The sequence below is a fragment of the Streptomyces sp. JNUCC 64 genome, from assembly GCF_054484115.1.
The window spans coordinates 2,231,350-2,253,237 of sequence record NZ_CM137015.1 but is presented as its reverse complement, the minus strand read 5'-3'; the positions used below and the strand labels follow the sequence as shown (position 1 = coordinate 2,253,237).

Genomic DNA, 21,888 nt, shown 5'->3' with positions numbered 1-21,888 from the left:
ACGGGACGTCTTGGCATGCGAGACGGACGGCGGGACGCGCGGGGGAACGCGCGCTCCGGCGGCCGTGGACGAGGAGTCCGTGGGCGGATCGGAGTGGTGCGGCGGTGCGGGTGGGCCGTGGGGCGCGTGGGGCGTGAGCCACAGGTGACCGTGGGTCCTACGGGTCCATGGGTCCTGTGAGGTCCGTGGGCTGCGGGGCGACCCGGGACGGGCGGATGCCGGGTGTGACCCGTACCGTCCGTCCGGCGGTGGCCCGCTGCCCGGCGGTGGCCCCGAGCGGGCCCCGCCCGGCCCGGTGGGCTACTTGGCGCGCCGGTAGAAGGGCAGGGCCACGACCCGGTACGGCTCGTGGGTGCCCCGGATGTCCACGCCGACCCCGACGGCGCCCGGCTCGGCGTGCGCGGCGTCCACGTAGGCCATGGCGATCGGCTCGCCGAGGGTGGGGGAGGGGGCGCCGGAGGTGACCTCGCCGATCACCGCGCCGTCCGCGACCACCGCGAACCCGGCGCGCGGCACCCGGCGGCCCTCGGCGACCAGTCCGACCAGCTTGCGGGGCGGGTGGGCGGCGGCCTTGGCGGCGGCGGCCTCCAGCGCGGCCCGGCCGACGAAGTCGCCCTCCTTCTCGAACTTCACCACCCGGCCGAGCCCGGCGTCGAAGGGGGTCAGCGCGGTGGTCAGCTCGTGCCCGTAGAGCGGCATGCCCGCCTCCAGGCGCAGGGTGTCCCGGCAGGACAGCCCGCAGGGCACCAGCCCGACCGGGGCGCCCGCCTCGGTGAGCGCCGTCCACACCCGCTCGGCGTGCTCCGGGGCGACGAAGAGCTCGAAGCCGTCCTCGCCGGTGTAGCCGGTGCGGGCGATCAGCGCGGGGACGCCCGCGACCGTGCCGGGCAGCCCGGCGTAGTACTTCAGACCGTCCAGATCGGCGTCCGTGACCGCCTTGAGGATGCCCGGCGACTCGGGGCCCTGCACCGCGATCAGCGCGTAGGCGTCCCGGTCGTCGCGGACCTCGGCGTCGAAGCCGGCCGCCCGCTCGCGCAGCGCGTCGAGGACGGTCTGGGCGTTGCCCGCGTTGGCGACGACCAGGTACTCGGTCTCCCCGGTGCGGTAGACGATCAGGTCGTCCAGGATGCCGCCGTCCTCGCGGCAGATCATCGTGTAACGGGCCCGTCCGGCGCCGATCGTGCCGATGTTGCCGACCAGCGCGTGGTCCAGCAGCCGCACGGCTCCCGGTCCGGTGACGGTGATCTCCCCCATGTGGGAGAGGTCGAAGAGCCCGGCGCGGGTGCGGACGGCCTGGTGCTCGTCGCGCTCGCTGCCGTAGCGCAGGGGCATGTCCCAGCCCGCGAAGTCGGTCATGGTCGCACCGAGCGAACGGTGCAGCGCGTCGAGCGCGGTACGGCGTGGGGCGGTGCTCATAGAAGGGTGCTCCCAGGGCATGACGGCAGGGCATGACGGCGAGGTGATCCTCCCCATCTGTCATCGGACCTGAGAGGTTCGCCGGGAGCCACGCCGTTGACGGCGGGTCTCTCGCCCGGTTTGCACCTTGGGTGGGACCGCGCGCTCTCCGGCGGCGCGATCCGCTTTTCAGATGTGCCTCGCCCGCGCGGTATCTGGGCCTGAGAGATTCAAGGGAGGGACTTGCTCCTTCGGCGCCCCGGTGTGGCCGGGGGCTCTCCCGCGCGGATTCAAGCGGCCGGTATGCAGTTGGTTGGCGGGCTCATCATTGCACGCATTCGCCGTGGTGGGCAGGGCGGAGTCCGCCGGATCCGGAGGACGGGGCGGGGACGGGGCGCGCCGGACCCGGGAGGGCGCGTCCCGCCGCCCCCGGAATCCAGGCCCCCGTCGGGATCCCGGCGGCGACCCCGACGGGGTTCCCGTGGGGGTGGGGCGCGGCGGCCGGGCCCGGGTGCGCGCCGGGGCGTGCGGAGGCGTTCGGCCGGGGACCGCGACGGCCTCCGCCGGGTGGTCGCGCCCCCGCTCCGGTCCGCCGCTCCCGCCCCGCTGGCCGCTCCGATCCCGTCCCGTGCGGCCCTCCGTTCCCGCCCCGCCCGGGCTCGGGGGCGGCCGACGCGGGTCCGGGGACGGTCCGGCCCGTGCCCGGGACGCGGCCCGGGACGTGGCCCGCCATGTGCCCGGGATTCCGTGACGGTCCTGTGGCGGGATCCGTACGGAAACGCCGTTGTCCGAAATTACCCGCTCTTTACACTCGACGGGGAAGGCTCACGTGACCGACGGAGGGGACGATCACGGTGAACAGGACCAGGGTGTATGTGAGCGCTTCGGGCGTCGCGCTGCCCGAGCAGCCGGGGGCCCGTGCCCGGAAGGCGTGCGGGGGCCGGACCGTCAGGATCGTGCGGGACCTGCGGGAGCGGGCGGGCCGGGGGCCGCGCGCCCTCCGGTTCGCGGCCGGTGACCTCGTGGTGGTCTCCGGGCTCCCCGGCAGCGGCAAGTCCACCTTGATGTCCCGGGCGGTCGACCCCGCCCCGCCGTCCGCCGCCGCCGAGGAGGACGAGGACCCCGACCCCGGCGGACCGCCCGCTCCCGACCGGCCCCCCGCCACCCTGCGGGTGGACTCCCAGGACACCCGGGACCGCTGGGCGGCCCGGATGCCCCCGGCGGTCCCCTACGCCCTGTACCGGCCGCTGGTGCGGCTCGCCCACTTCGCCGGGCTGCGCCGGGCGTTGCGCTCCGGGGCCAGCGTCGTCGTCCACGACTGCGGGTCCCAGGCGTGGGTGCGCCGCTGGCTGGCCCGCGAGGCCCGGCTCCGGGGCCGGGCACTGCACCTGCTGCTGCTCGACGTGGCGCCGGACACCGCGCTCGACGGGCAGCGGTCGCGGGGCCGGGGGGTCTCCCGGTACGCCTTCGCCCGGCACCACCGGGCGGTCGGACGGCTGGTGCGGGACGCGGAGCGCGGAACGCTGCCGCCGGGCTGCGCCTCCGCCGTGCTGCTGGACCGGGCGGCGGCCGACGCGCTCCGGTCCATCCGGTGCGACGGGACGCCGCACGGATAGCCGCCGTCCGGCGCCCGTTCCGTCACCGGCCCTTCTCCCGGGGGACTTTCCCGCACGGCCGCTGCGGCGGGCCGCTCCGGCCGGTGCGGGCACGGGAACGCGGCCCGGGGGCCCGTCGGCTTCGCATAAGGTGCCTGCGCAGACGCAGCGCGGTACCGAGCAGGTGGTTGACGTATGGAGATTCCGGCCCAGGCCCCCCACCCCGCGCCCTCCGGGGCGCCCGAGTCCCCGGTCCCCCCGGACGCCCCCGGTGCGGGGACCGGCTGGCCGGTGAACGAACTGGAGGAGGCGCTCGCCGCCTCGGTGGGGGTGCCGTCCGCCGCCGGGCGGATCATCGAGGTGCTCGGCCGCAGCCGGGTGTGGGTGCCGCTGCCGGACGGCGGCGGTCCCGACAGCGGCACGCTGGACCTGCCCGCCCTGGAGATCGACGGTCAGGGCTACGTCCCGGTGTTCACCTCCGCCGAGCAGTTCCGGCGGGTCGTCGGCGACCGGATGGGCGGCACGGTGGCGCCCGCCGTCGAGTTCGCCCGGGGACTCCCCCCGCAACTGGGCATCGTCCTCAACCCGGACGGGACGGTGGGCGTCCCGCTGCCCCCGGCCGCCGTCGCCGAGCTGTGCCGCGCGGGCCGCACCGTCCTGGACGGTCCGGTCAGCGGCGGGCGGGTCCGGCTCTTCCAGCCCGACTGGAAGGAGGATCCGGTCGACTTCCTCACCGCCGCCGCCGCCGAGTTCGCCGCAGTGCCCGCGGTCACCACCGCCCGCCGCTGTCTGGCGAGCGTGGAGGGCGGAGAACCGGCCCTTTTCGTCGGGGTCGAGCTGGACCGCTGGGAGGACGAGAACCGCGAGCGGCCGCTGGACGCGCTCGGCCGGGCGCTCGGCCGGGTCCCCGTCCCCTGGGGCGTGAACCTGGTCCTCCTGGACGTGGCCCAGGACCCGGTGGCCGACTGGATGCGCGAGCGGGTGCGGCCCTTCTACACCCGCGAGCCCTGACCGGACGCCCCGGCCCGGTGCCCTGACCGGACGCCTCGGCCCGGTTGCCCGGCCCGACCGGCGCGCCGACCAGCGCCGCCGTGCCGCCCCGCCTGCGGCCCGCCGGTCTCCCAGCCCCGCACGCCCCGCAGGCCGGTCCGCCCCGTGCGCAGGTCCGCCGCCCCGCGCCCCACCGCCCCGCCCCGCGCGGAACCGGCCACCAGCGAACGCCCGTCCCCCGTCCGGGACCGCTGGCGCGCGGGGCGGGGCGGGGACGGGTCCGTCCGGGTGACTCCGTGAGCTGTGACGGACCTGGGACCGGCGGGTCAAGTCCGTCCGGGCGGCGGCGCTTAAGCTGGTTCCATGGTCCGGGCGGGGGCCGTGGCGCCCGCCCGGACCATGGCGGGTGTATCGGGTACGGAGCCGCGTCGCGCTGCTCCGACGGGTCGAAGGGGCGGTCAAGGGTGAGTGCGTCGGGCACGGCTGCGGCCGGGCGGATCGAGCACATGCTGCGCCAGGTGACCCCCGGGCGCTATGACGCGTACGAGGCGCTGCTGCAGGCCCTCGCCGACCCCGAGGGCGGCCGGGTCCGGATGCTGCTGTGGCACGGCGCCCCGGGCTCCCCGGACGCCCAGTACGGCAACATGGACCTCGACGGCCTCGGCTACGCCCCCTGCGTCACCTCCGCCCAGGAGCTGTCCGCGAGCGGCTGGAACCGCGCCCACGAGACGCTGCCCGTCACCGAGGTGGCGCGGGCGCTCTACCCCGACCGGTACGGCCTCTGGCTCAACCCGCACGCTCCGGACGGCGGGATCGGCATCCCCTGGCTGGATCTCCGCCGGATCGCCCTGGGGCTGGACCGCCAGCCCGCCGGACCGCTCCGGATCTCCGACCCGGCCATCGAGATCCCCCAGTTCTACGCCGTCCTCGGACAGAACGCCCATCGCACCCCCGCCGTGCGCGCGCTGAACCGGGGGTGGGTGCAGCCCGCGCTCGGCGCCCCCTACCTGGCCATCGGGCTGGACGTGTACGACGCCGGGCCCGAGGCCGTCGAGGCGGTGCGGGTGATGATGCGGCAGTCGATCGGGGCGGTGCCCGAGGGGCTCGCGGTGTCCACGGTGGCCCTGGGCGACGAGTACGACCCCGTCGCGATGTGGCTGAGAGCGAACGCCCGACCGTTCTACGACCGCGAATCGCACGTCGCTCCGGCCGCCCCTACCGCCGGGTACGGTTACCCGCCGCGCTAGCGATTGACTCGTCCTCCCTTGTCGGGCAACAGGTGTTGTGTTCCTGTTGCCCGTTTCCTTTGTCTCTGACGTCCCTTGGGCGGGATGTCTCGTGGTTCTACGCGCGTTTGGCCGAAAAGCTCAACTCCGGCCCGTCCGGGCTGCGTTACCCGCCGTTCGAATAACGGAACCCCACGGACCGCATCACGGTTGCGCATCCATTCAGGACCAGGTCTGGCTACGGATCGCGGCAGCGATGAAGACTCCCGCACCAGAGGTCGCGCGGCCCCGCTCGCCGGGGGTGCCGGTCCTCGCGTACGACGGACCGTCGTACCGTCCGCCCCCGGCGGCAACTACGGGCCGGTCACCGCCGGTTGAGAAGAGGGGTCCCTGCCACGATGACGGCACCATTGCACGAGCCGACCGCCGAAGCGGCCCCGCCCCCCGCCGGGGAGGCCGTGGCGGTCCAGGGGAAAGCGGTGCAGGGGCGCTCGCTCGGGCGCATCGCCTGGGAGCGCCTGAAACGCGACAAACTCGCCCTGTCCGGGGGAGTGGTGGTGCTGCTGCTGGTCCTGGTCGCGGTCTTCGCCCCGCTGATCACCAAGCTGTACGGTCAGGACCCGAACGTCTACCACGAGGACCTGATCGACCCGCTGATGTCCACCCCGGTCGGCTCGCTGGGCGGGATGAGCGGTGAGCACTGGTTCGGCGTCGAACCGGTCAACGGTCGCGACATCTTCGCCCGGATCGTGCACGGGGCGCGGATCTCGCTGCTGGTGGGCTTCGCCTCGGCGCTGGTCGCCGTGGTGATCGGCACGGTGCTCGGGGTGCTCGCCGGGTACTTCGGCGGCTGGCTGGACGCGCTCGTCAGCCGGGCGATGGACCTGCTGCTGTCCTTCCCCCAGCTGCTGTTCATCATCGCCCTGGTCTCCGTGATGCCGAACGAGATGCTGGGACTGACCGGGACCGGGGTCCGGGTCTTCGTGATGATCCTGGTGATCGGCTTCTTCGGCTGGCCCTACGTCGGCCGGGTGGTGCGGGGCCAGACCCTGTCGCTGCGCGAGCGCGAGTACGTGGAGGCGGCCCGCAGCCTCGGCGCGGGGCGCTTCTACATCCTCTTCAAGGAGCTGCTGCCCAATCTGGTGGCTCCGATCATCGTGTACATGACGATGATGATCCCCACCAACATCCTCACGGAGGCGGCCCTCAGCTTCCTGGGTGTCGGCGTCAAGCCGCCCACCTCCTCCTGGGGCGACATGCTCTCCCTGGCGGTGAACTACTACGAGTCCGACCCGATGTACATGGTCATCCCGGGTCTGGCCATCTTCGTCACCGTCCTCGCGTTCAACCTCTTCGGCGACGGCGTGCGTGACGCGCTGGACCCGAAGGGCTCCCGCTGAACTGCCGTACCCCTCAAGCGCCCGTCACCGACGGGCGACGATCACACGGAGGAACCGACATCGTGACTACCCACAGCAGAGGACGGCGCAAGCAGGTCGCGGCGGCGACGGCCGTGGTCGCGGCGCTGCTGGCCACGGCGGCGTGCGGCGGCGGCGACAACGATGGCAAGGGCGGCGGCGGCAAGGCCGCGGGCTTCGACGCGGCCAACAACAAGGTCGCCAACGCCTCCACCAAGAAGGGCGGCACCCTCAAGTTCGCGGGCGCCCAGGACGCCGACTCCTGGGACACCACCCGCGGCTACTACGGCTTCGCGTGGAACTTCATGCGCTACTACAGCCGTCAGCTGGTCACCAGCCAGACCGAGCCCGGCAAGGCGGGCTCCGACCTGACCCCGGACCTCGCCACCGCGCGCGCCGAGGTCAGCGACGACGGCAAGACCTACAAGTACACCCTGAGGGACGGCATCACCTGGGAGGACGGCAAGCCGATCACCTCCAAGGACGTCAAGTACGGCATCCAGCGCGTGTGGGCGCAGGACGTGCTGGCGGGCGGCCCGATCTACCTGAAGGACGTCCTCGACCCCAAGGGCGAGTACCCGGGCCCGTACAAGGACAAGTCCAAGGACAAGCTGGGCCTGAAGGCGATCGAGACGCCCGACGACAAGACGATCGTCTTCAAGCTCCCCGAGGCGAACAGCGACTTCGAGGAGATGCTCGCGCTGACCTCGGCGTCCCCGGTCCGCCAGGACAAGGACACCAAGTCCAAGTACCAGCTCAAGCCGTTCTCCTCGGGCCCGTACAAGTTCGAGTCGTACACCCCGAAGAAGGAACTGACCCTCGTCCGCAACACCGAGTGGAAGCAGTCCTCGGACCCGGTGCGCAAGGCGCTCCCGGACAAGATCACGGTCACCTTCTTCTCCAACGCCAACGAGATGGACAACCGCATCCTCGCGGGCGACTACCACCTGGACATCAACCAGACCGGTCTCTCCCCGCAGGGCCGCATCAAGGCGCTCAAGAGCCACAAGGGCAACCTGGACAACCCGGTCTCCGGCTACATCCGCTACGCGGTGTTCCCGCAGACGGTCGCCCCGTTCGACAACATCGAGTGCCGCAAGGCCGTCATCTACGGCGCCGACCACAAGTCCCTCCAGACCGCGCGCGGCGGCCCGATGGCCGGTGGCGACATCGGCACCAACATGCTCCCGCCCTCCGTCCCGGGCTCCGAGGGCCAGAAGTACGACCCGTACGGCCTCGCCAAGAACGACGGCAAGCCGGACCTGGCCAAGGCCAAGGACGCGCTCAAGAAGTGCGGCAAGCCGAACGGCTTCGACACCACCATCGCGGTCCGCAACAACAAGCCGGTCGAGGTGGCCACCGCCGAGTCGCTGCAGGCGTCGCTGAAGGCGATCGGCGTCAACGTCGAGATCGACAAGTACGACGGTTCGCAGACCTCCGGGATCATCGGCAACCCGAAGATCGTCAAGGAGAAGAACTACGGCATCATCATCATGGGCTGGGGCCCCGACTTCCCGTCGGTGCAGGGCTACGGCCAGCCGCTGTGGGACAGCAAGTACATCCTCGACAGCGGCAACAACAACTTCGCCATGATCAAGGACAAGGCGATCGACGCCAACTTCGACAAGTTCGTCACCGAGCTGGACGACGCGAAGAAGGAGCAGATCGCGACCGAGATCAACCACCAGGTCATGGAGGGCGCGTACTACCTGCCCTTCGTCTTCGAGAAGTTCATCAACTTCCGCTCGTCCGCGCTGACGAACGTCTACACCACGGACGCCTACAGCGGTCAGTACGACTTCATCAGCCTGGGCCTGAAGAAGTAACACCCCCCGGCACACCCGCCGTACGGCACGAAAGGCAGGTGAAGGCCGGGAGCGGTCGGGCCGAAGCGCTGTGCTCGCATACCTCATCAGGCGGTTCATGGCCGCCGCAGTGATGCTGGTGGTCATCGTCGTGGTGGTCTTCGGCATCTTCTTCCTCATCCCCCAGTGGGCGGGCGTCGACCCGGCCACCATGTACGTGGGCAAGCAGTCCGACGACGCGGCCGTGGAGGCCGTCCGCGAGAAGCTCCAGCTGGGCGACCCGATCTACGCCCAGGTCCTGGAGTTCTTCAAGGGCCTGTTCGCCGGGCGCACCTACGCGGCGGGCGGCGAGGTCACCCACTGCCCGGCGCCCTGCTTCGGCTACTCCTTCCGCAGCGAGCAGGCCATCTGGCCGGTCCTGACCGACCGGCTCCCGGTGACCCTGTCGCTGGCCCTCGGCGCGGCCGTGCTGTGGCTGCTGCTCGGCGTCGCGGCGGGCGTGCTCTCCGCGCTCAAGCGGGGCACCCTGTGGGACCGCTCCGCGATGGTCGTGGCGCTCTCCGGCGTCTCCCTGCCGATCTACTTCACCGCGCTGCTCTCGCTCGCCGTCTTCGACCACGGCCTGGGGCTGATCGACGGTCAGTACCAGGAACTCGCCGACGGCCCCGGCGGCTGGTTCCAGGGGATGCTGCTGCCCTGGGTCACCCTCGCCTTCCTGTACGCCGCCATGTACGCCCGCATCACCCGGGCCACCATGCTGGAAGTGCTGGGCGAGGACTACATCCGCACCGCGCGGGCCAAGGGCCTCACCGAGCCGGTCGTCATCGGCAAGCACGCGATGCGCTCCACGATGACCCCGATCCTCACCATGCTCGGGATGGACCTCGGCGCGCTGATCGGCGGCGCGATCCTCACGGAGACCGCCTTCAACCTGCCCGGCCTCGGCCAGGCCGTGCTCAACGCGATCAACGAGCGGGACCTGCCGATCATCCTCGGCGTCACCCTGGTCACCTCGCTCGCGGTGATCGTCGCCAACCTCGTCGTGGACGTCCTCTACGCCGCGATCGACCCCCGAGTGAGGCTCGCATGACCCGATCCCGTACGCCCGGGGCGGCCCTCGGCGAACCCGTCGCCGGGTCCCCGGCGCCGACCGCGTTCCTCGACGTCCGCGATCTCAGGGTGCACTTCCCCACCGACGACGGCCTGGTCAAGTCCGTCGACGGGCTGAGCTTCACCCTGGAGAAGGGCCGCACCCTCGGCATCGTCGGCGAGTCGGGCTCCGGCAAGTCGGTGACCTCGCTGGGCATCATGGGCCTGCACACCGCGGGCCAGTACGGCAAGCGCAAGGCCCGGCTCTCCGGGGAGATCTGGCTCGACGGACAAGAGCTGCTGTCCGCCGACCCCGAGCGGGTGCGCGCGCTGCGCGGCCGCGAGATGGCCATGATCTTCCAGGACCCGCTGTCGGCGCTGCACCCGTACTACACGATCGGCCAGCAGATCGTGGAGGCGTACCGGGTCCACCACAAGGTCGACAAGAAGACCGCCCGGAAGCGGGCGGTCGAGATGCTCGACCGGGTCGGCATCCCCCAGCCGGACAAGCGGGCCGACAGCTATCCGCACGAGTTCTCCGGCGGGATGCGCCAGCGCGCCATGATCGCCATGGCGCTGGTGAACAACCCCGAACTCCTCATCGCGGACGAGCCGACGACCGCCCTCGACGTCACCGTCCAGGCGCAGATCCTCGATCTGATCCGCGACCTCCAGAAGGAGTTCGGCTCGGCGGTCATCATCATCACCCACGACCTGGGCGTCGTCGCGGAACTCGCGGACGACCTGCTGGTGATGTACGGCGGTCGGTGCGTGGAACGCGGCCCCGCCGAGCGGGTGTTCTACGAGCCGCGCCACCCCTACACCTGGGGACTGCTCGGCTCGATGCCCCGGCTGGACCGCGAGGAGACCGAACGCCTCGTCCCGGTCAAGGGCTCCCCGCCCTCGCTGATCAACATCCCGGACGGCTGCGCCTTCAACCCGCGCTGCCCGTACGCGGACCTCCCCAAGGACAACGTCACCCGCACGGTCCGCCCCGAACTCTCCGAGGTCGGCGGCGCCCACTGGGCCGCCTGCCATCTGCCCAAGGAGCGGCGGGAGCGCATCTGGGCCGAAGAGATCGCCCCCAAGCTGTGAGCGAGGACACCACCGTGACGAGCGACGACCAGGGCTCCGCGCCGGTCCCCGCCCCGCGCCCCGGCGGCGCCGCCCTGACGAAGGACGCGGCGCCCGGCGAGGTGCTGCTGAGGGTCAGCGGGCTGCGCAAGCACTTCCCGATCCGCAAGGGGCTGCTCCAGCGCCAGGTGGGCGCGGTCAAGGCGGTCGACGGGATCGACTTCGAGGTGCGCGCGGGGGAGACCCTGGGCGTGGTCGGGGAGTCCGGCTGCGGCAAGTCGACCATGGGACGGCTGATCACCCGGCTGCTCGAACCCACCTCCGGGAGCGTCGAGTTCGGGGACCGGGACATCACCCACCTCGGGGTGGCGGGGATGCGGCCGCTGCGGCGCGACATCCAGATGATCTTCCAGGACCCGTACTCCTCGCTGAACCCCCGGCACACCATCGGCACCATCGTCGGCGCCCCCTTCCGGCTCCAGGGGGTCACCCCCGAGGGCGGGATCAAGAAGGAGGTGCAGCGGCTGCTGGAGGTGGTCGGCCTCAACCCCGAGCACTACAACCGCTATCCGCACGAGTTCTCCGGCGGCCAGCGCCAGCGCATCGGCATCGCCCGCGCGCTGGCGCTGAAGCCGAGGCTGGTCGTCGCGGACGAGCCGGTGTCGGCGCTGGACGTGTCGATCCAGGCGCAGGTGGTCAATCTGCTGGACGACCTCCAGACCGAGCTGGGCCTCACCTACGTGATCATCGCGCACGACCTGTCGGTGGTCCGGCACGTGTCGGACCGGATCGCGGTGATGTACCTGGGCAAGATCGTCGAGCTGGCGGACCGCAAATCGCTGTACTCGGCGCCGATGCACCCGTACACCAAGGCCCTGATGTCGGCGGTGCCGATCCCGGACCCCCGGCGGCGGACCGCCAAGAGCGAGCGCATCCTGCTCAAGGGCGACGTCCCGTCCCCGATCTCCCCGCCCAGCGGCTGCCGCTTCCACACCCGCTGCTGGAAGGCGACGGAGGTCTGCGCCGTCCAGGAGCCGCCGTTCCTGGAGCTGGCCCCGCAGCGGTTCGTGGCCTGCCACCACCCGGAGAACGCGCCCGACCAGGCGCCGGGGGAGACCGTCCGGCTCACCGGGGCCGCCGAGGCGGTGGAGGTGGTCACGGTCGGCAAGGACACCCCGGAACCGTCGGGCACCGAGCCGTCGGGCACCGAAGCGTCCGGCACCGGTCCGTCCGGCACCGAACCGTCCCGGGTGCCGACCTCCACCGGGGAGGCCACGGCGGACCCCGCCACCGACGCGACCGGCCCCGACACGACCGGCACCACCGGCGGCTGAGCCGAACCGCCGCGTCCGGCCCGCGTCCGGCCCGGTGGCCGCCCCTCCCCAGGGGCGGCCACCGGGCTGTTGGTGTGTCCGGGGCGCGGTGGTGCTGGCGCTGGTGCCTGGTACGGGGCGGGGGCGTGCCGTACGGGCGCCCGGGGTGCGTGGGCGCGCGGGTGCGCCGTACCGGTCCGGGCGCGAGTGCGCCGTACGGGCTCGGGGCGTACGGGGGTGTGCCGTACCGGCCCGGAGCGCGGGTGCGCGTGCGGAGCCGGGGCGCGGCCGGGTCCGGCCGCACCCGACCGCACCCGGCGGGGTCGGCCGCGCTCGGCGGGGGTGGCCGCACCCGGCCGCGCTCGGCGAGGGCCGCCGGGCGCCGGTGGCTCCGGTGGGATCCGGCGCGGCGCGGCCGGGCGCGGCCCGGCCCCGTGGCCGGGGTCCGTGCGGGCGTACCGGGATGTCCCGGGCGAAGGGGGTGTCCGGTCCGGGGGAAAATGACCCGGTGCTCCACGATCTCTTCAGCCCCACCGTCCAGCACGTGCTGGACCTCGCCGGAATCTTCGTCTTCGCGATCTCCGGCGCCCTGCTCGCCGTCCGCAAGAACTTCGACGTCTTCGGCATCGCCGTGCTCGCCGAGGTCACCGCCCTCGGCGGCGGGCTCTTCCGCGACCTGGTGATCGGCGCGGTGCCCCCGGCCGCCTTCACCGACCTCGGCTACTTCCTGACCCCGCTGGTGGCAGCGGCCCTCGTCTTCTTCCTGCACCCCGAGGTCGAGCGGATCCAGAACGGGGTGAACGTCTTCGACGCGGCGGGCCTCGGGCTGTTCTGCGTCACGGGCACCACCAAGGCGTACGAGTACGGGCTGGGCCTGACCTCGTCGGCGGTGCTGGGCCTCGCGACGGCGGTCGGCGGGGGAGTGCTGCGGGACGTGGTCGCGAACGAGGTCCCGTCCCTGGTCCGCTGGGACCGCGACCTGTACGCCGTCCCCGCGATCGTGGGCGCGACCATCGTGGCGCTCTGTCTCAAGTACGACGCCCTCAACGGGGTGACCAGCGTGATCGCGGTCGTCACCGCGTTCGCGCTGCGGCTGCTCGCGATGCGGTACCACTGGCGCGCGCCGCGCGCCTGGAACCGCCGCTCGACGGCGGTGGAGGCCACGGAGTAGCCGTGTCCGGCGTCCCGTGGGGCGCGCGGACGCGTGCCGGGCGGGCGGGGCGGGGAGCGGACGGCTCTCCGCCCCGCCCGCCGCTTTGCTATTCGGTCTTGCTAGGTACCACTAGTCAGCGTTACTGTGTACCAGTACTCAATGACGCTGATGAGCGCGGGAGGTGAGGTGTTCCATGGCCAAGCTGGAGACGGAGATGCTCAAGGGCACGCTGGAGGGCATCGTCCTCGCGTCCCTGTCCGGCCGTCCCGCCTACGGCTACGAGATCACGGCACGGCTGCGGGAACTGGGCTTCGCCGGGATCGCCGAGGGGACCGTCTACGCGCTGCTCCTGCGGATGGAGAAGCGAGGGCTCGTGGACGTGGAGAAGGTCCCGTCCGAGAAGGGGCCGCCGCGCAAGGTGCACTCCCTCAACGCTGAGGGACGGGAGTACCTCGAAGAGTTCTGGAGGGCCTGGAGCTTCCTCACGGAACGACTGGACCTGCTCCGCGAAGGGGGAGAGTGACCATGTCCGATGCCGGGGAGAACGGAATCCTCGCGAAGGTGATCGGTCCCAAGAAGCGCTGGCGGGCGTACAAGGCGCGCGTCAAGGAGCTTCCCGGAGGCCACCGCGAGGCGGTCGGGGCGGTCGAGCGGTACCTGATGCACTTCGTCCCGGCCGACGCGGAGAGCAGCGTGTCCATGTTCGAGGACCTGGCCGACCTGTTCGAGCAGGCGGCGGTCGGCGGGACGCCGGTCCGCGAGGTCGTCGGGGAGGAACCGGCCGGGTTCGCGGAGGAGTTCGCCCGCGCCTACACGGAGGGCGGCTACGTCCCCGCCCGGGCCCGCGAGCGGCTGGCCGAGGAGATCGAGCGGGCCGCCGCCGTGTCCGGCGAGGCCGGCTCCTCCGGTGCCGAGGGTGCCGACGGGGCGGTCTGACCCGTCCGCGGGGCGTGCCGTCGCCCCCGTGCGGAGAGGGGCGACGGCGAAGGCGCCCCGGGGGCACCCGCGTCGGTCCCCCGTCCCCCCTCTCCGCCCGCGTTCCGCTGTTCCGTGCCACGGCCGTGGGTCCGCCCCGGCCGCCCTCCGCCGCGCGTCCGCGCGGCGTCGAGGCCCACCGACACGCACGAGGAGAACGACCATGACCGAGAACGGCTTTTCCACGACCGGGCTGCGCAGGCTGCGCGGAGTGCTGGAGCGGCACGTGGAGTCCGGGCGGATACCCGGGCTCGTCGCCCTGGTCAGCCGGGGCGGGCACACGCACGTCGAGGCGCTCGGGACGATGCGCCACGACGGCGGCCCGCCCATGAGCCGGGACACCATCTTCCGCATGGCCTCCACCACCAAGCCGGTCGGCGCCTCCGCGGTGATGGTCCTGCTCGACGAGTGCCGTCTGCGGCTGGACGATCCGGTGGACCCCTGGCTGCCCGAACTGGCCGACCGGCGGGTGCTGCGGCGGGTCGACGGCCCGCTGGACGACACCGTGCCCGCGTACCGCCCGATCACCGTCCGGGACCTGCTCACCTCCACCTGCGGGCTCGGGCTGGACATGACGGCGCGGGACTCCCCGATGATGGCCGAGTTCTTCACGCGGGGGATCTACGGCACGGAGTGGCTGCTGCCGTCCGTGGGGCCGGACGAGTGGATGCGCCGTCTGGGCGGGCTGCCGCTGATGCACCAGCCCGGCGAGCGGTGGCTCTACAACGTCAGCGACGACCTGATCGGCGTGCTGGTGGCCAGGGTCACCGGGCGGTCCTTCGAGGAGTTCCTGCGCGAACGCGTCTTCGGGCCGCTGGGCATGGTCGACACCGGCTTCCACGTGCCCGCCGACAAGATCCACCGGCTTCCGCCGCTCTACGCGCCCGATCCGCTGACCGGGGAGTTCGTCGTGGGGGACGAGGCGGAGGGCGGACGGCACAGCGCGCCGCCCGCGTTCCAGTCCGGCGGCGGCGGGCTCGACTCCACCGTCGACGACTACCACGCCTACTTCCGGATGCTGCTGGACCGGGGCGCGCACGGCGGCGGGCGGGTGCTGTCCCGGCCCGCCGCCGAGCTGATGACCACCAACCGCCTCACGCCCCGCCAGACGTCCGACCTCCAGGACTGGGCCCGCCGGGTCGTCCATCTGTCCCACGGGCAGGGGCAGACCGGCGGCTGGGGCTTCGGGATGACGGTGCGCGCCTACCGCGGCGACTACGCGCCCGTCGGCCAGTTCGGCTGGGACGGCGGAGCCGGGACCACGGTCTACGCCGATCCCCGGTACGGGGTCGTCGGCATCCTGCTCACCCAGACGGGGATGAGCACCCCGGACTCGGCGCGGGCCATCCAGGACTTCTGGACCACCCTGTACCAGGCGATCGACGACTGACCTGCCCGTCGTCCGCCCGGCCAGTCGCCCGCCCGTCCATCCGGCCCGTCCGCCCCGTCCGGACGGGGCGGCGGGGTCGGGGGCGGAGTGCCGGGCACCCGTCCCGGGGTGCCCCCGTCCGAACAAAAGCTACCGCTCAGTAGGTGATTGTTGTACCGTGCCGCCATGGCAGATGCACCGGTAAGGGCAACCGTCGGCACCAGCGAGTTCGACCGCGACACCGCGGTCGTTCCGCGCCCCGGCCACCCGGGCGTCTACGACGCCGACCTCGCCGCGGGCTGGACGATCATCTCCGCCGTCAACGGCGGCTACCTCCTCGCCCTCGTCGGCCGCGCCCTGGCGGACGCCCTTCCGCACCCGGACCCCTTCACCATCACGGCGCACTACCTCACCGCCTCCCGCCCGGGCCCCGCCGTCGTCCGCACCGGGACCGTCCGCACCGGCCGCACCCTCTCCACCGGGCAGGCGTCCCTCCTCCAGTACGACGACGAGGGCCACGAGGTCGAACGGCTGCGCGTCCTCGCCTCCTACGGCGACCTCGACGCCCTGCCCGACGACGTCCGCACCACCGCCGTCCCGCCCGTCCTGCCGCCCTTCGAACGGTGCCCCGGCCCCCGGGACGCCCCCGGCGGCAGCCCCGTCCCCGGCAGCGACGCGCTCACCGAACGGCTCGTCATGGGGCTCGACCCGGCCACCCTCGGCTGGGCCGTCGGCGCCCCCTCCGGGCGGGCCGAGTCCCGTGCCTGGCTGGGCTTCGCGGACGGCCGCGACCCCGATCCGCTGGCCCTGCTGCTCGCCGTGGACGCCCTGCCCCCGACCGCCTTCGAGCTGGGACTGAAGGGCTGGGTCCCCACCGTCGAACTCACCGCGCACGTCCGCCGCCGCCCCGCGCCCGGCCTGCTGAGGGTCGCCGTCACCACACGCAACCTCGCGGGCGGGTTCCTGGAGGAGGACGCCGAGGTCTGGGACAGCGCGGGCCACCTCGTCGCCCAGTCCCGCCAGCTCGCCCGCGCGCCCCTCGGCTGAGACCGGCCGCCGCGCCCCGCGCCGCCCGCCCGGCGCCGCCCGCCCGGCGGGGCCCGTTCCCGAGGCGGACCGGGCCCGGCCCGGGTGAACGGGCCCGAGGGCGACGGATCCCGGCGCGCGGGTCCGGCGAGCGGATCAGGGCGAGCGGGCCGGAAGCGGACCGGGCCGGGGAGAGGGGGCGGGACCGGGCTCGTAGAATCGACGCACCATGGCCTACCTCGACCACGCAGCGACCACTCCGATGCTTCCGGAGGCGATCGAGGCGCTGACCGCCCAGCTGACCGTCACCGGCAACGCCTCCTCCCTGCACGCCGCGGGCCGCCGGGCCCGCCGCGTCGTCGAGGAGGCCCGCGAGACGTTCGCCGCCGCCCTCGGCGCGCGCCCCAGCGAGGTCGTCTTCACCTCCGGCGGCACCGAGGCCGACAACCTCGCCGTCAAGGGCCTGTACTGGGCCCGCCGGGACGCCGACCCGGCCCGGGTCCGGGTCCTCGCCAGCCCCGTCGAACACCACGCCGTCCTGGACGCCGTCCACTGGCTCGGCGAGCACGAGGGCGCCACCGTCGAGTACCTGCCCGTCGACGCCCACGGCCGGGTCCACCCCGACGCGCTGCGCGCGGCGATAGCCGCCAACCCGGCGGACGTGGCGCTGGTGACCGTGATGTGGGCGAACAACGAGATCGGGACCGTCCAGCCGGTCCGTGAACTCGCCGCGGTCGCCGCCGAGTCCGGGGTGCCCATGCACGCGGACGCGGTCCAGGCGGTCGGCCAGCTCCCGGTCGGCTTCGCCGACTCCGGCCTCGCCGCGCTCACCGTCTCCGGCCACAAGATCGGCGGCCCCTACGGCATCGGCGCGCTGCTGCTCGGCCGCGAGTGGACGCCCGTCCCCGTGCTGCACGGCGGCGGGCAGGAACGGCACGTGCGCTCCGGCACGCTGGACGCCCCGGCCGTCGCCGCCTTCTCCGTCGCCGCCCGGATCGCCACCGAGCGCCAGCCGTGGTTCGCCCGGGAGATCGGGGGCCTGCGCGACGAACTGGTGCGCGTGGTGCGCGAGGCCGTCCCGGACGCCGTCCTCGGCGGCGATCCGGTGGACCGGCTGCCCGCCAACGCCCACTTCGCCTTCCCCGGCTGCGAGGGCGACTCGCTGCTGCTGCTGCTCGACGCCCAGGGCATCGAGTGCTCGACCGGCTCGGCCTGCACCGCGGGCATCGCCCAGCCCAGCCACGTCCTGCTCGCCACCGGCACCGACCCGGACCTGGCCCGGGGCACCCTGCGCTTCTCCCTCGGCCACACCTCCACCCGTCAGGACGTGGCCGCCGTCGCCGAGGCGCTCGGCCCGGCGGTGGCCCGCGCCCGTTGCGCCGGACTCAGCTGACCCCATGGACGGCCGGGGCCGTCGCGTCGAGGGCCCCGCGCGAGGGCCTCCGGACGCCGACCGCCCCGCTGCCCCGCTGCCGTCGGCTGTCGGTCGTCGAGGACGGGCCCGGACCCGGGGACGCGTCAGCCCGAGGCGCGGCGCGTCAGCCCGAGGCGCGGGTGGCCTCCGGTGACGCCGAGCGGCCCGGAGCACGGCTCGGCGCCGACTCCAGCCGCTTCACCTCGGCCCGCACCAGCGGCACGTACCGCTTCCAGTCCCAGTGCGGCCCCGGATCGGTGTGCGTGGCCTCCGGCACCTCCACGTGCCCGACGATGTGCTCACGGTCCGGCTCGATGCCGTACCGGACGCAGATCCGCGCCGCCAGCCGCGCCGACGCCGTGTACATGGCGTCCGTGAACGACGAGGGCCGGTCCACCCACCCCTCGTGCTCGATGCCCACACTGCGCTGGTTGTAGTCCCGGTTCCCCGCGTGGTACGCCACGTCCAGCTCCCGGATCATCTGCGTGACGTGCCCGTCCTTGCGGACGATGTAGTGCGCGGCGGCCCCGTGCCCAGGGTCCTGGAACGCCCGCACCGCGCTGTCGAAGCCGCCCTGCGTGACGTGCACCACGATCCGGTCCACCCGGTAGTCGTCGGGACGGTCGGCCCGCCGCCAGTTCGCCGAGGACGCCGCCACCCAGCGCGCCCCGGTGAAGTCCACCGCCCCGTCCACCCGGGGCCGGGACACCCCCGGAGCCCGCCACCACAGCTCCGACAGCTCCTCCCGGAACCCCACCCCCGCGCCGACGACCGCCACCCCGCCGCCGACGAGCAGCGTGCGCCGCCCCAGCCGTGGGCCCTCCCCCGTGGCGGCCGCCCGCCGCTTCCTCTGTTCCGCCATGCGAACCACAACGCGCACGCGCCGGATTCGGTTCCCGGGGCCCCTTACCCTGGAGTGGTGATGACTGAGACCCCGCGGCGTCCCCTCCGCGTCCTGGCCGCCATGTCCGGCGGGGTGGACTCCGCCGTAGCCGCCGCCCGCGCCGTGGAGGCGGGGCACGACGTGACCGGCGTGCACCTCGCACTGTCCGCGAACCCGCAGTCGTTCCGCACCGGAGCGCGCGGCTGCTGCACCATCGAGGACTCCCGCGACGCCCGCCGCGCCGCCGACGTGATCGGCATCCCGTTCTACGTCTGGGACCTCGCCGAACGTTTCCGCGAGGACGTCGTCGAGGACTTCATCGCCGAGTACGAGGCGGGGCGCACCCCCAACCCGTGTCTGCGCTGCAACGAGAAGATCAAGTTCGCCGCGCTGCTGGACAAGGCGCTGGCGCTCGGGTTCGACGCGGTGTGCACGGGCCACTACGCGCGCGTGACCGTCCTCCCGGGCGGCGGCCGCGAACTGCACCGGGCCTCCGACATGGCCAAGGACCAGTCCTACGTCCTCGGCGTGCTGGACGAGCGGCAGCTCGCCCACGCGCTGTTCCCGCTGGGCGACACGGTCACCACCAAGGAGGAGATCCGCGCGGAGGCCGAGCTGCGCGGGCTCGCCGTGGCGAAGAAGCCCGACAGTCACGACATCTGCTTCATCGCCGACGGCGACACCCAGGGCTTCCTCGCCGACCGCCTGGGCCGCGCCGAGGGCGACATCGTGGACGAGTCCGGCACCACGATCGGCACCCACGACGGCGCCTACGGCTACACCATCGGACAGCGCAAGGGCCTGCGCATCGGCCGCCCCGCCCCCGACGGCAAGCCCCGCTACGTCCTCGACATCTCCCCGGTCACCAATACCGTCACGGTCGGTCCGGTCGCCTCCCTCGACGTCACCGCCCTGACCGCGGTGCGCCCCCGCTGGTGCGGGGCTGCGCCCACCGGCCCCGCCCCGTACACCGCGCAGCTGCGCGCCCACGGCGGCGAGACCGAGGTCACCGCGGAGCTGGTCGACGGGGAGCTGCGGGTCAGCTTCGGGGAGCCGGTGCGCGGGGTCGCCCCCGGCCAGGCGATCGTCCTCTACGACGGCACCCGCGTCGTCGGCTCCGCGACCATCGCCACCACCCGCCGGGCCACCGTCGACGCCTGAGCGCCACCGCGCCGCCCTCCCGGACGGTCCCGGGGAGCGGCGCGGACGGCGTGCGGACGGGGTGAACGGACGGCGTCACCGACCGGGTTCCGGGCGGCTCGGCCCCCGGCCCGCCTCCTCCGTCCCGGTGTCCGCCTCAGGTACCGGTGTGCGCTCAGGTACCGGTGTCCCCGGCGAGTTCCGTCTCGTAGAAGCACAGGTGGTCCCGGATCGCGGCGACCTCCGGCAGGGGCTCCGGGTAGGACCACACCAGGTCCGGGGCGTCCGGCAGGGACCAGTAGGAGGCCGTCCCCTTGAACGGGCAGTGGGTGCGGGTGTCCGACGCCGTCAGCAGCTCCAGCCGGACGTCCTCGCGCGGCAGGTAGTACCGCACCGGACAGCCCGTCTCGCGCAGCAGCAGCGGGCGTCGCGACGCGGCGAGCACCACCCCGTCGCGCACCACGCGCACCGGGTCGGTGCCCTCTTCGATCGTGATCGTGTGTCCTCGGCTCATACCGGGTACAGCGTCCGGGGCCGCGCCGTTCTTCCCCTACCGTTGCCCCATGAACATCTGTGTCTTCCTCTCCGCCGCCGACCTCGACGAGCGCTACACCGGCCCCGCGCGGGAGTTCGCCGCGCTCCTCGGCCGGGGCGGCCACACCCTGGTGTGGGGCGGCTCCGACAAGGGCCTGATGAAGGTCGTCGCCGACGGGGTGCAGGAGGCCGGGGGACGGCTGCTGGGGGTCTCCGTGGAGTTCCTGGCGGAGTTCACCCGTCCCGGCACCGACGAGATGGTCATCGCCCGCGACCTCGCGGAACGCAAGGCGCTGCTGCTGGAGAAGGCCGACGGGATCGTGGTGATGGTGGGGGGCATGGGCACCCTCGACGAGGCCACCGACATCCTGGAGCTGCGCAAGCACGGCAAGCACGCCAAGCCCGTCGTCGTCCTCAACACGGCCGGCTTCTACGACGGGTTGCGGCAGCAGTTCCAGCGGATGGACGCCGAGGGCTTCCTGCCGCTGCCGCTGACCGAACTGGTGCTCTTCGCGGACGAGCCGGTGGGCGCGCTGGCCCATCTGGAAGAGGCGTTCGGGCTGGTCTGACCGGGCCCGGAGGCCGCCCCGGGCGGGGACGGGGCCGGGGAGGTACCGGGCCGGGGCCGGGGCGCGGCCGGGGGAGCGGCACCGCCGGGTGCGACGATGGCCCCATGGCAACTCATCTGATCACCGGGGCCGGATCGGGCATCGGCGCGGCCGTGGCACGACGGCTCCACGCGCGCGGGGACGACCTCGTGCTGCTCGCCCGCGACGCCGGACGGGCCAAGGAACTGGCCGCCCTCTTCCCGGGCGCCCGCACCCTGGTCGGGGACCTCGCCGACCCGGACAAGCTGTCCTGGGCGTTCTCCCACCAGACGCTGCCCGACCGGATCGACTCGCTGATCCACAGCGCCGGGGTCATCGACCTCGGCGCCGTCGGCGAACTGACCCCGAAGACCTGGCGCCACCAGCTCAACGTCAACCTGATCGCGCCCGCCGAGCTGACCCGGCACTTCCTGCCCCAGCTGCGCGTCACCCAGGGCCACGTGGTCTTCGTCAACTCCGGCTCCGGGCTGCGCGCCCGGGGCGACTGGTCGGCGTACGCGGCCTCCAAGCACGGGCTGCGGGCGCTCGCCGACGCGCTGCGCGAGGAGGAGCAGGGCACCGGCATCCGCGTGACCTCGGTCTACCCCGGCCGCACCGCCAGCGCCATGCAGGCCCGGGTGCACCAGCAGGAGGGCAAGGAGTACGACCCCGCCCGCTGGAGCGACCCGGACACCATCGCCACCACCGTCCTCACCGCCCTCGACCTGCCCCGGGACGCGGAGATCAACGACCTGTCGGTGCGGCCCACCGCCCACTGACCGCGCCCGGCGCGGCGGCGGAGGCACGGGAGCGGGGCCGGGGCGTGCGGCCGTGAGCGGCGGGGACGTCAGGGGCGGGGACCCGAGGCGGCGGACCGCCCGGACGCGAGAGGGCACGGGAGC

Annotated in this window: 20 protein-coding genes and 1 riboswitch; of the genes, 17 read left to right on the top strand and 3 right to left on the bottom strand. The window is 73.5% G+C overall.

Features of this window, described 5'->3' with window-relative positions:
* Nucleotides 1–300: 300 nt before the first annotated feature.
* Nucleotides 301–1,416 carry a glycine cleavage system aminomethyltransferase GcvT gene (gene gcvT, locus ACVWNX_RS08810; RefSeq protein ID WP_454413329.1) on the bottom strand — a complete coding sequence of 372 codons (1,116 nt, stop codon included), beginning with the start codon at nucleotides 1,414–1,416 and terminating at the stop codon, nucleotides 301–303.
* A 178-nt stretch (nucleotides 1,417–1,594) separates the two neighbouring features.
* A riboswitch (glycine riboswitch) is annotated at nucleotides 1,595–1,688 on the bottom strand.
* Between the two features lie 555 nt (nucleotides 1,689–2,243).
* Between gcvT and ACVWNX_RS08805 the strand changes: the two genes are divergently transcribed.
* The 14 genes from ACVWNX_RS08805 to ACVWNX_RS08740 all read left to right on the top strand — a co-directional run bounded on the left by ACVWNX_RS08805 (nucleotide 2,244) and on the right by ACVWNX_RS08740 (nucleotide 17,821).
* Complete coding sequence (locus tag ACVWNX_RS08805) at nucleotides 2,244–3,011, top strand: AAA family ATPase (RefSeq protein ID WP_454414681.1); 768 nt, start codon at nucleotides 2,244–2,246, stop codon at nucleotides 3,009–3,011.
* Nucleotides 3,012–3,185: 174 nt separating this feature from the next.
* Nucleotides 3,186–4,001, top strand: coding sequence for an enhanced serine sensitivity protein SseB (locus tag ACVWNX_RS08800; RefSeq protein WP_454413328.1), 816 nt, complete (start codon nucleotides 3,186–3,188; stop codon nucleotides 3,999–4,001).
* Nucleotides 4,002–4,444: 443 nt separating this feature from the next.
* Nucleotides 4,445–5,227 (top strand): enhanced serine sensitivity protein SseB C-terminal domain-containing protein, encoded by a 783-nt coding sequence (locus ACVWNX_RS08795; protein ID WP_454413327.1) that lies wholly within the window; start codon nucleotides 4,445–4,447, stop codon nucleotides 5,225–5,227.
* Between the two features lie 377 nt (nucleotides 5,228–5,604).
* Nucleotides 5,605–6,606, top strand: a complete 1,002-nt coding sequence (locus ACVWNX_RS08790) for an ABC transporter permease (protein WP_454413326.1) — start codon at nucleotides 5,605–5,607, stop codon at nucleotides 6,604–6,606.
* 62 nt (nucleotides 6,607–6,668) lie between these two features.
* Nucleotides 6,669–8,450: an ABC transporter substrate-binding protein gene (locus ACVWNX_RS08785; RefSeq protein ID WP_454413325.1), complete on the top strand. Its 1,782-nt coding sequence runs from the start codon at nucleotides 6,669–6,671 to the stop codon at nucleotides 8,448–8,450.
* A 70-nt stretch (nucleotides 8,451–8,520) separates the two neighbouring features.
* Nucleotides 8,521–9,519: an ABC transporter permease gene (locus ACVWNX_RS08780; protein WP_454413324.1), complete on the top strand. Its 999-nt coding sequence runs from the start codon at nucleotides 8,521–8,523 to the stop codon at nucleotides 9,517–9,519.
* Nucleotides 9,516–10,613, top strand: coding sequence for an ABC transporter ATP-binding protein (locus tag ACVWNX_RS08775; protein ID WP_454413323.1), 1,098 nt, complete (start codon nucleotides 9,516–9,518; stop codon nucleotides 10,611–10,613). The genes ACVWNX_RS08780 and ACVWNX_RS08775 overlap by 4 nt, the downstream gene beginning before the upstream one ends.
* Nucleotides 10,614–10,627: 14 nt before the next feature.
* Nucleotides 10,628–11,926, top strand: coding sequence for an ABC transporter ATP-binding protein (locus ACVWNX_RS08770; protein ID WP_454413322.1), 1,299 nt, complete (start codon nucleotides 10,628–10,630; stop codon nucleotides 11,924–11,926).
* Nucleotides 11,927–12,413: 487 nt separating this feature from the next.
* Nucleotides 12,414–13,076, top strand: a complete 663-nt coding sequence (locus ACVWNX_RS08765) for a trimeric intracellular cation channel family protein (protein WP_454413321.1) — start codon at nucleotides 12,414–12,416, stop codon at nucleotides 13,074–13,076.
* Between the two features lie 175 nt (nucleotides 13,077–13,251).
* Complete coding sequence (locus ACVWNX_RS08760) at nucleotides 13,252–13,581, top strand: PadR family transcriptional regulator (RefSeq protein ID WP_454413320.1); 330 nt, start codon at nucleotides 13,252–13,254, stop codon at nucleotides 13,579–13,581.
* Between the two features lie 2 nt (nucleotides 13,582–13,583).
* A complete protein-coding gene (locus ACVWNX_RS08755) occupies nucleotides 13,584–13,994 on the top strand; it encodes a DUF1048 domain-containing protein (RefSeq protein WP_454414680.1) in 411 nt (136 codons plus the stop codon).
* Nucleotides 13,995–14,196: 202 nt separating this feature from the next.
* Nucleotides 14,197–15,423 (top strand): serine hydrolase domain-containing protein, encoded by a 1,227-nt coding sequence (locus ACVWNX_RS08750; RefSeq protein ID WP_454413319.1) that lies wholly within the window; start codon nucleotides 14,197–14,199, stop codon nucleotides 15,421–15,423.
* 165 nt (nucleotides 15,424–15,588) lie between these two features.
* Nucleotides 15,589–16,449, top strand: a complete 861-nt coding sequence (locus ACVWNX_RS08745) for a thioesterase family protein (RefSeq protein ID WP_454413318.1) — start codon at nucleotides 15,589–15,591, stop codon at nucleotides 16,447–16,449.
* A gap of 208 nt (nucleotides 16,450–16,657) precedes the next feature.
* Complete coding sequence (locus tag ACVWNX_RS08740; protein ID WP_454413317.1) at nucleotides 16,658–17,821, top strand: cysteine desulfurase family protein; 1,164 nt, start codon at nucleotides 16,658–16,660, stop codon at nucleotides 17,819–17,821.
* A gap of 145 nt (nucleotides 17,822–17,966) precedes the next feature.
* On the opposite strand, the gene ACVWNX_RS08735 is transcribed toward ACVWNX_RS08740, so the two are convergent.
* Complete coding sequence (locus tag ACVWNX_RS08735) at nucleotides 17,967–18,704, bottom strand: N-acetylmuramoyl-L-alanine amidase (RefSeq protein WP_454413316.1); 738 nt, start codon at nucleotides 18,702–18,704, stop codon at nucleotides 17,967–17,969.
* Nucleotides 18,705–18,764: 60 nt separating this feature from the next.
* Between ACVWNX_RS08735 and mnmA the strand changes: the two genes are divergently transcribed.
* Nucleotides 18,765–19,886, top strand: a complete 1,122-nt coding sequence (gene mnmA / locus ACVWNX_RS08730; protein ID WP_454413315.1) for a tRNA 2-thiouridine(34) synthase MnmA — start codon at nucleotides 18,765–18,767, stop codon at nucleotides 19,884–19,886.
* A gap of 154 nt (nucleotides 19,887–20,040) precedes the next feature.
* Here mnmA and ACVWNX_RS08725 read toward each other — a convergent pair whose 3' ends face one another.
* Nucleotides 20,041–20,379, bottom strand: a complete 339-nt coding sequence (locus ACVWNX_RS08725; RefSeq protein WP_454413314.1) for a DUF427 domain-containing protein — start codon at nucleotides 20,377–20,379, stop codon at nucleotides 20,041–20,043.
* A 49-nt stretch (nucleotides 20,380–20,428) separates the two neighbouring features.
* Here ACVWNX_RS08725 and ACVWNX_RS08720 point away from each other — a divergent pair, with 49 nt between their 5' ends.
* Both ACVWNX_RS08720 and ACVWNX_RS08715 read left to right on the top strand, forming a co-directional pair.
* Nucleotides 20,429–20,968: an LOG family protein gene (locus ACVWNX_RS08720; protein ID WP_454413313.1), complete on the top strand. Its 540-nt coding sequence runs from the start codon at nucleotides 20,429–20,431 to the stop codon at nucleotides 20,966–20,968.
* Nucleotides 20,969–21,072: 104 nt separating this feature from the next.
* A complete protein-coding gene (locus tag ACVWNX_RS08715) occupies nucleotides 21,073–21,765 on the top strand; it encodes an SDR family oxidoreductase (RefSeq protein WP_454413312.1) in 693 nt (230 codons plus the stop codon).
* Nucleotides 21,766–21,888: the final 123 nt, after the last annotated feature.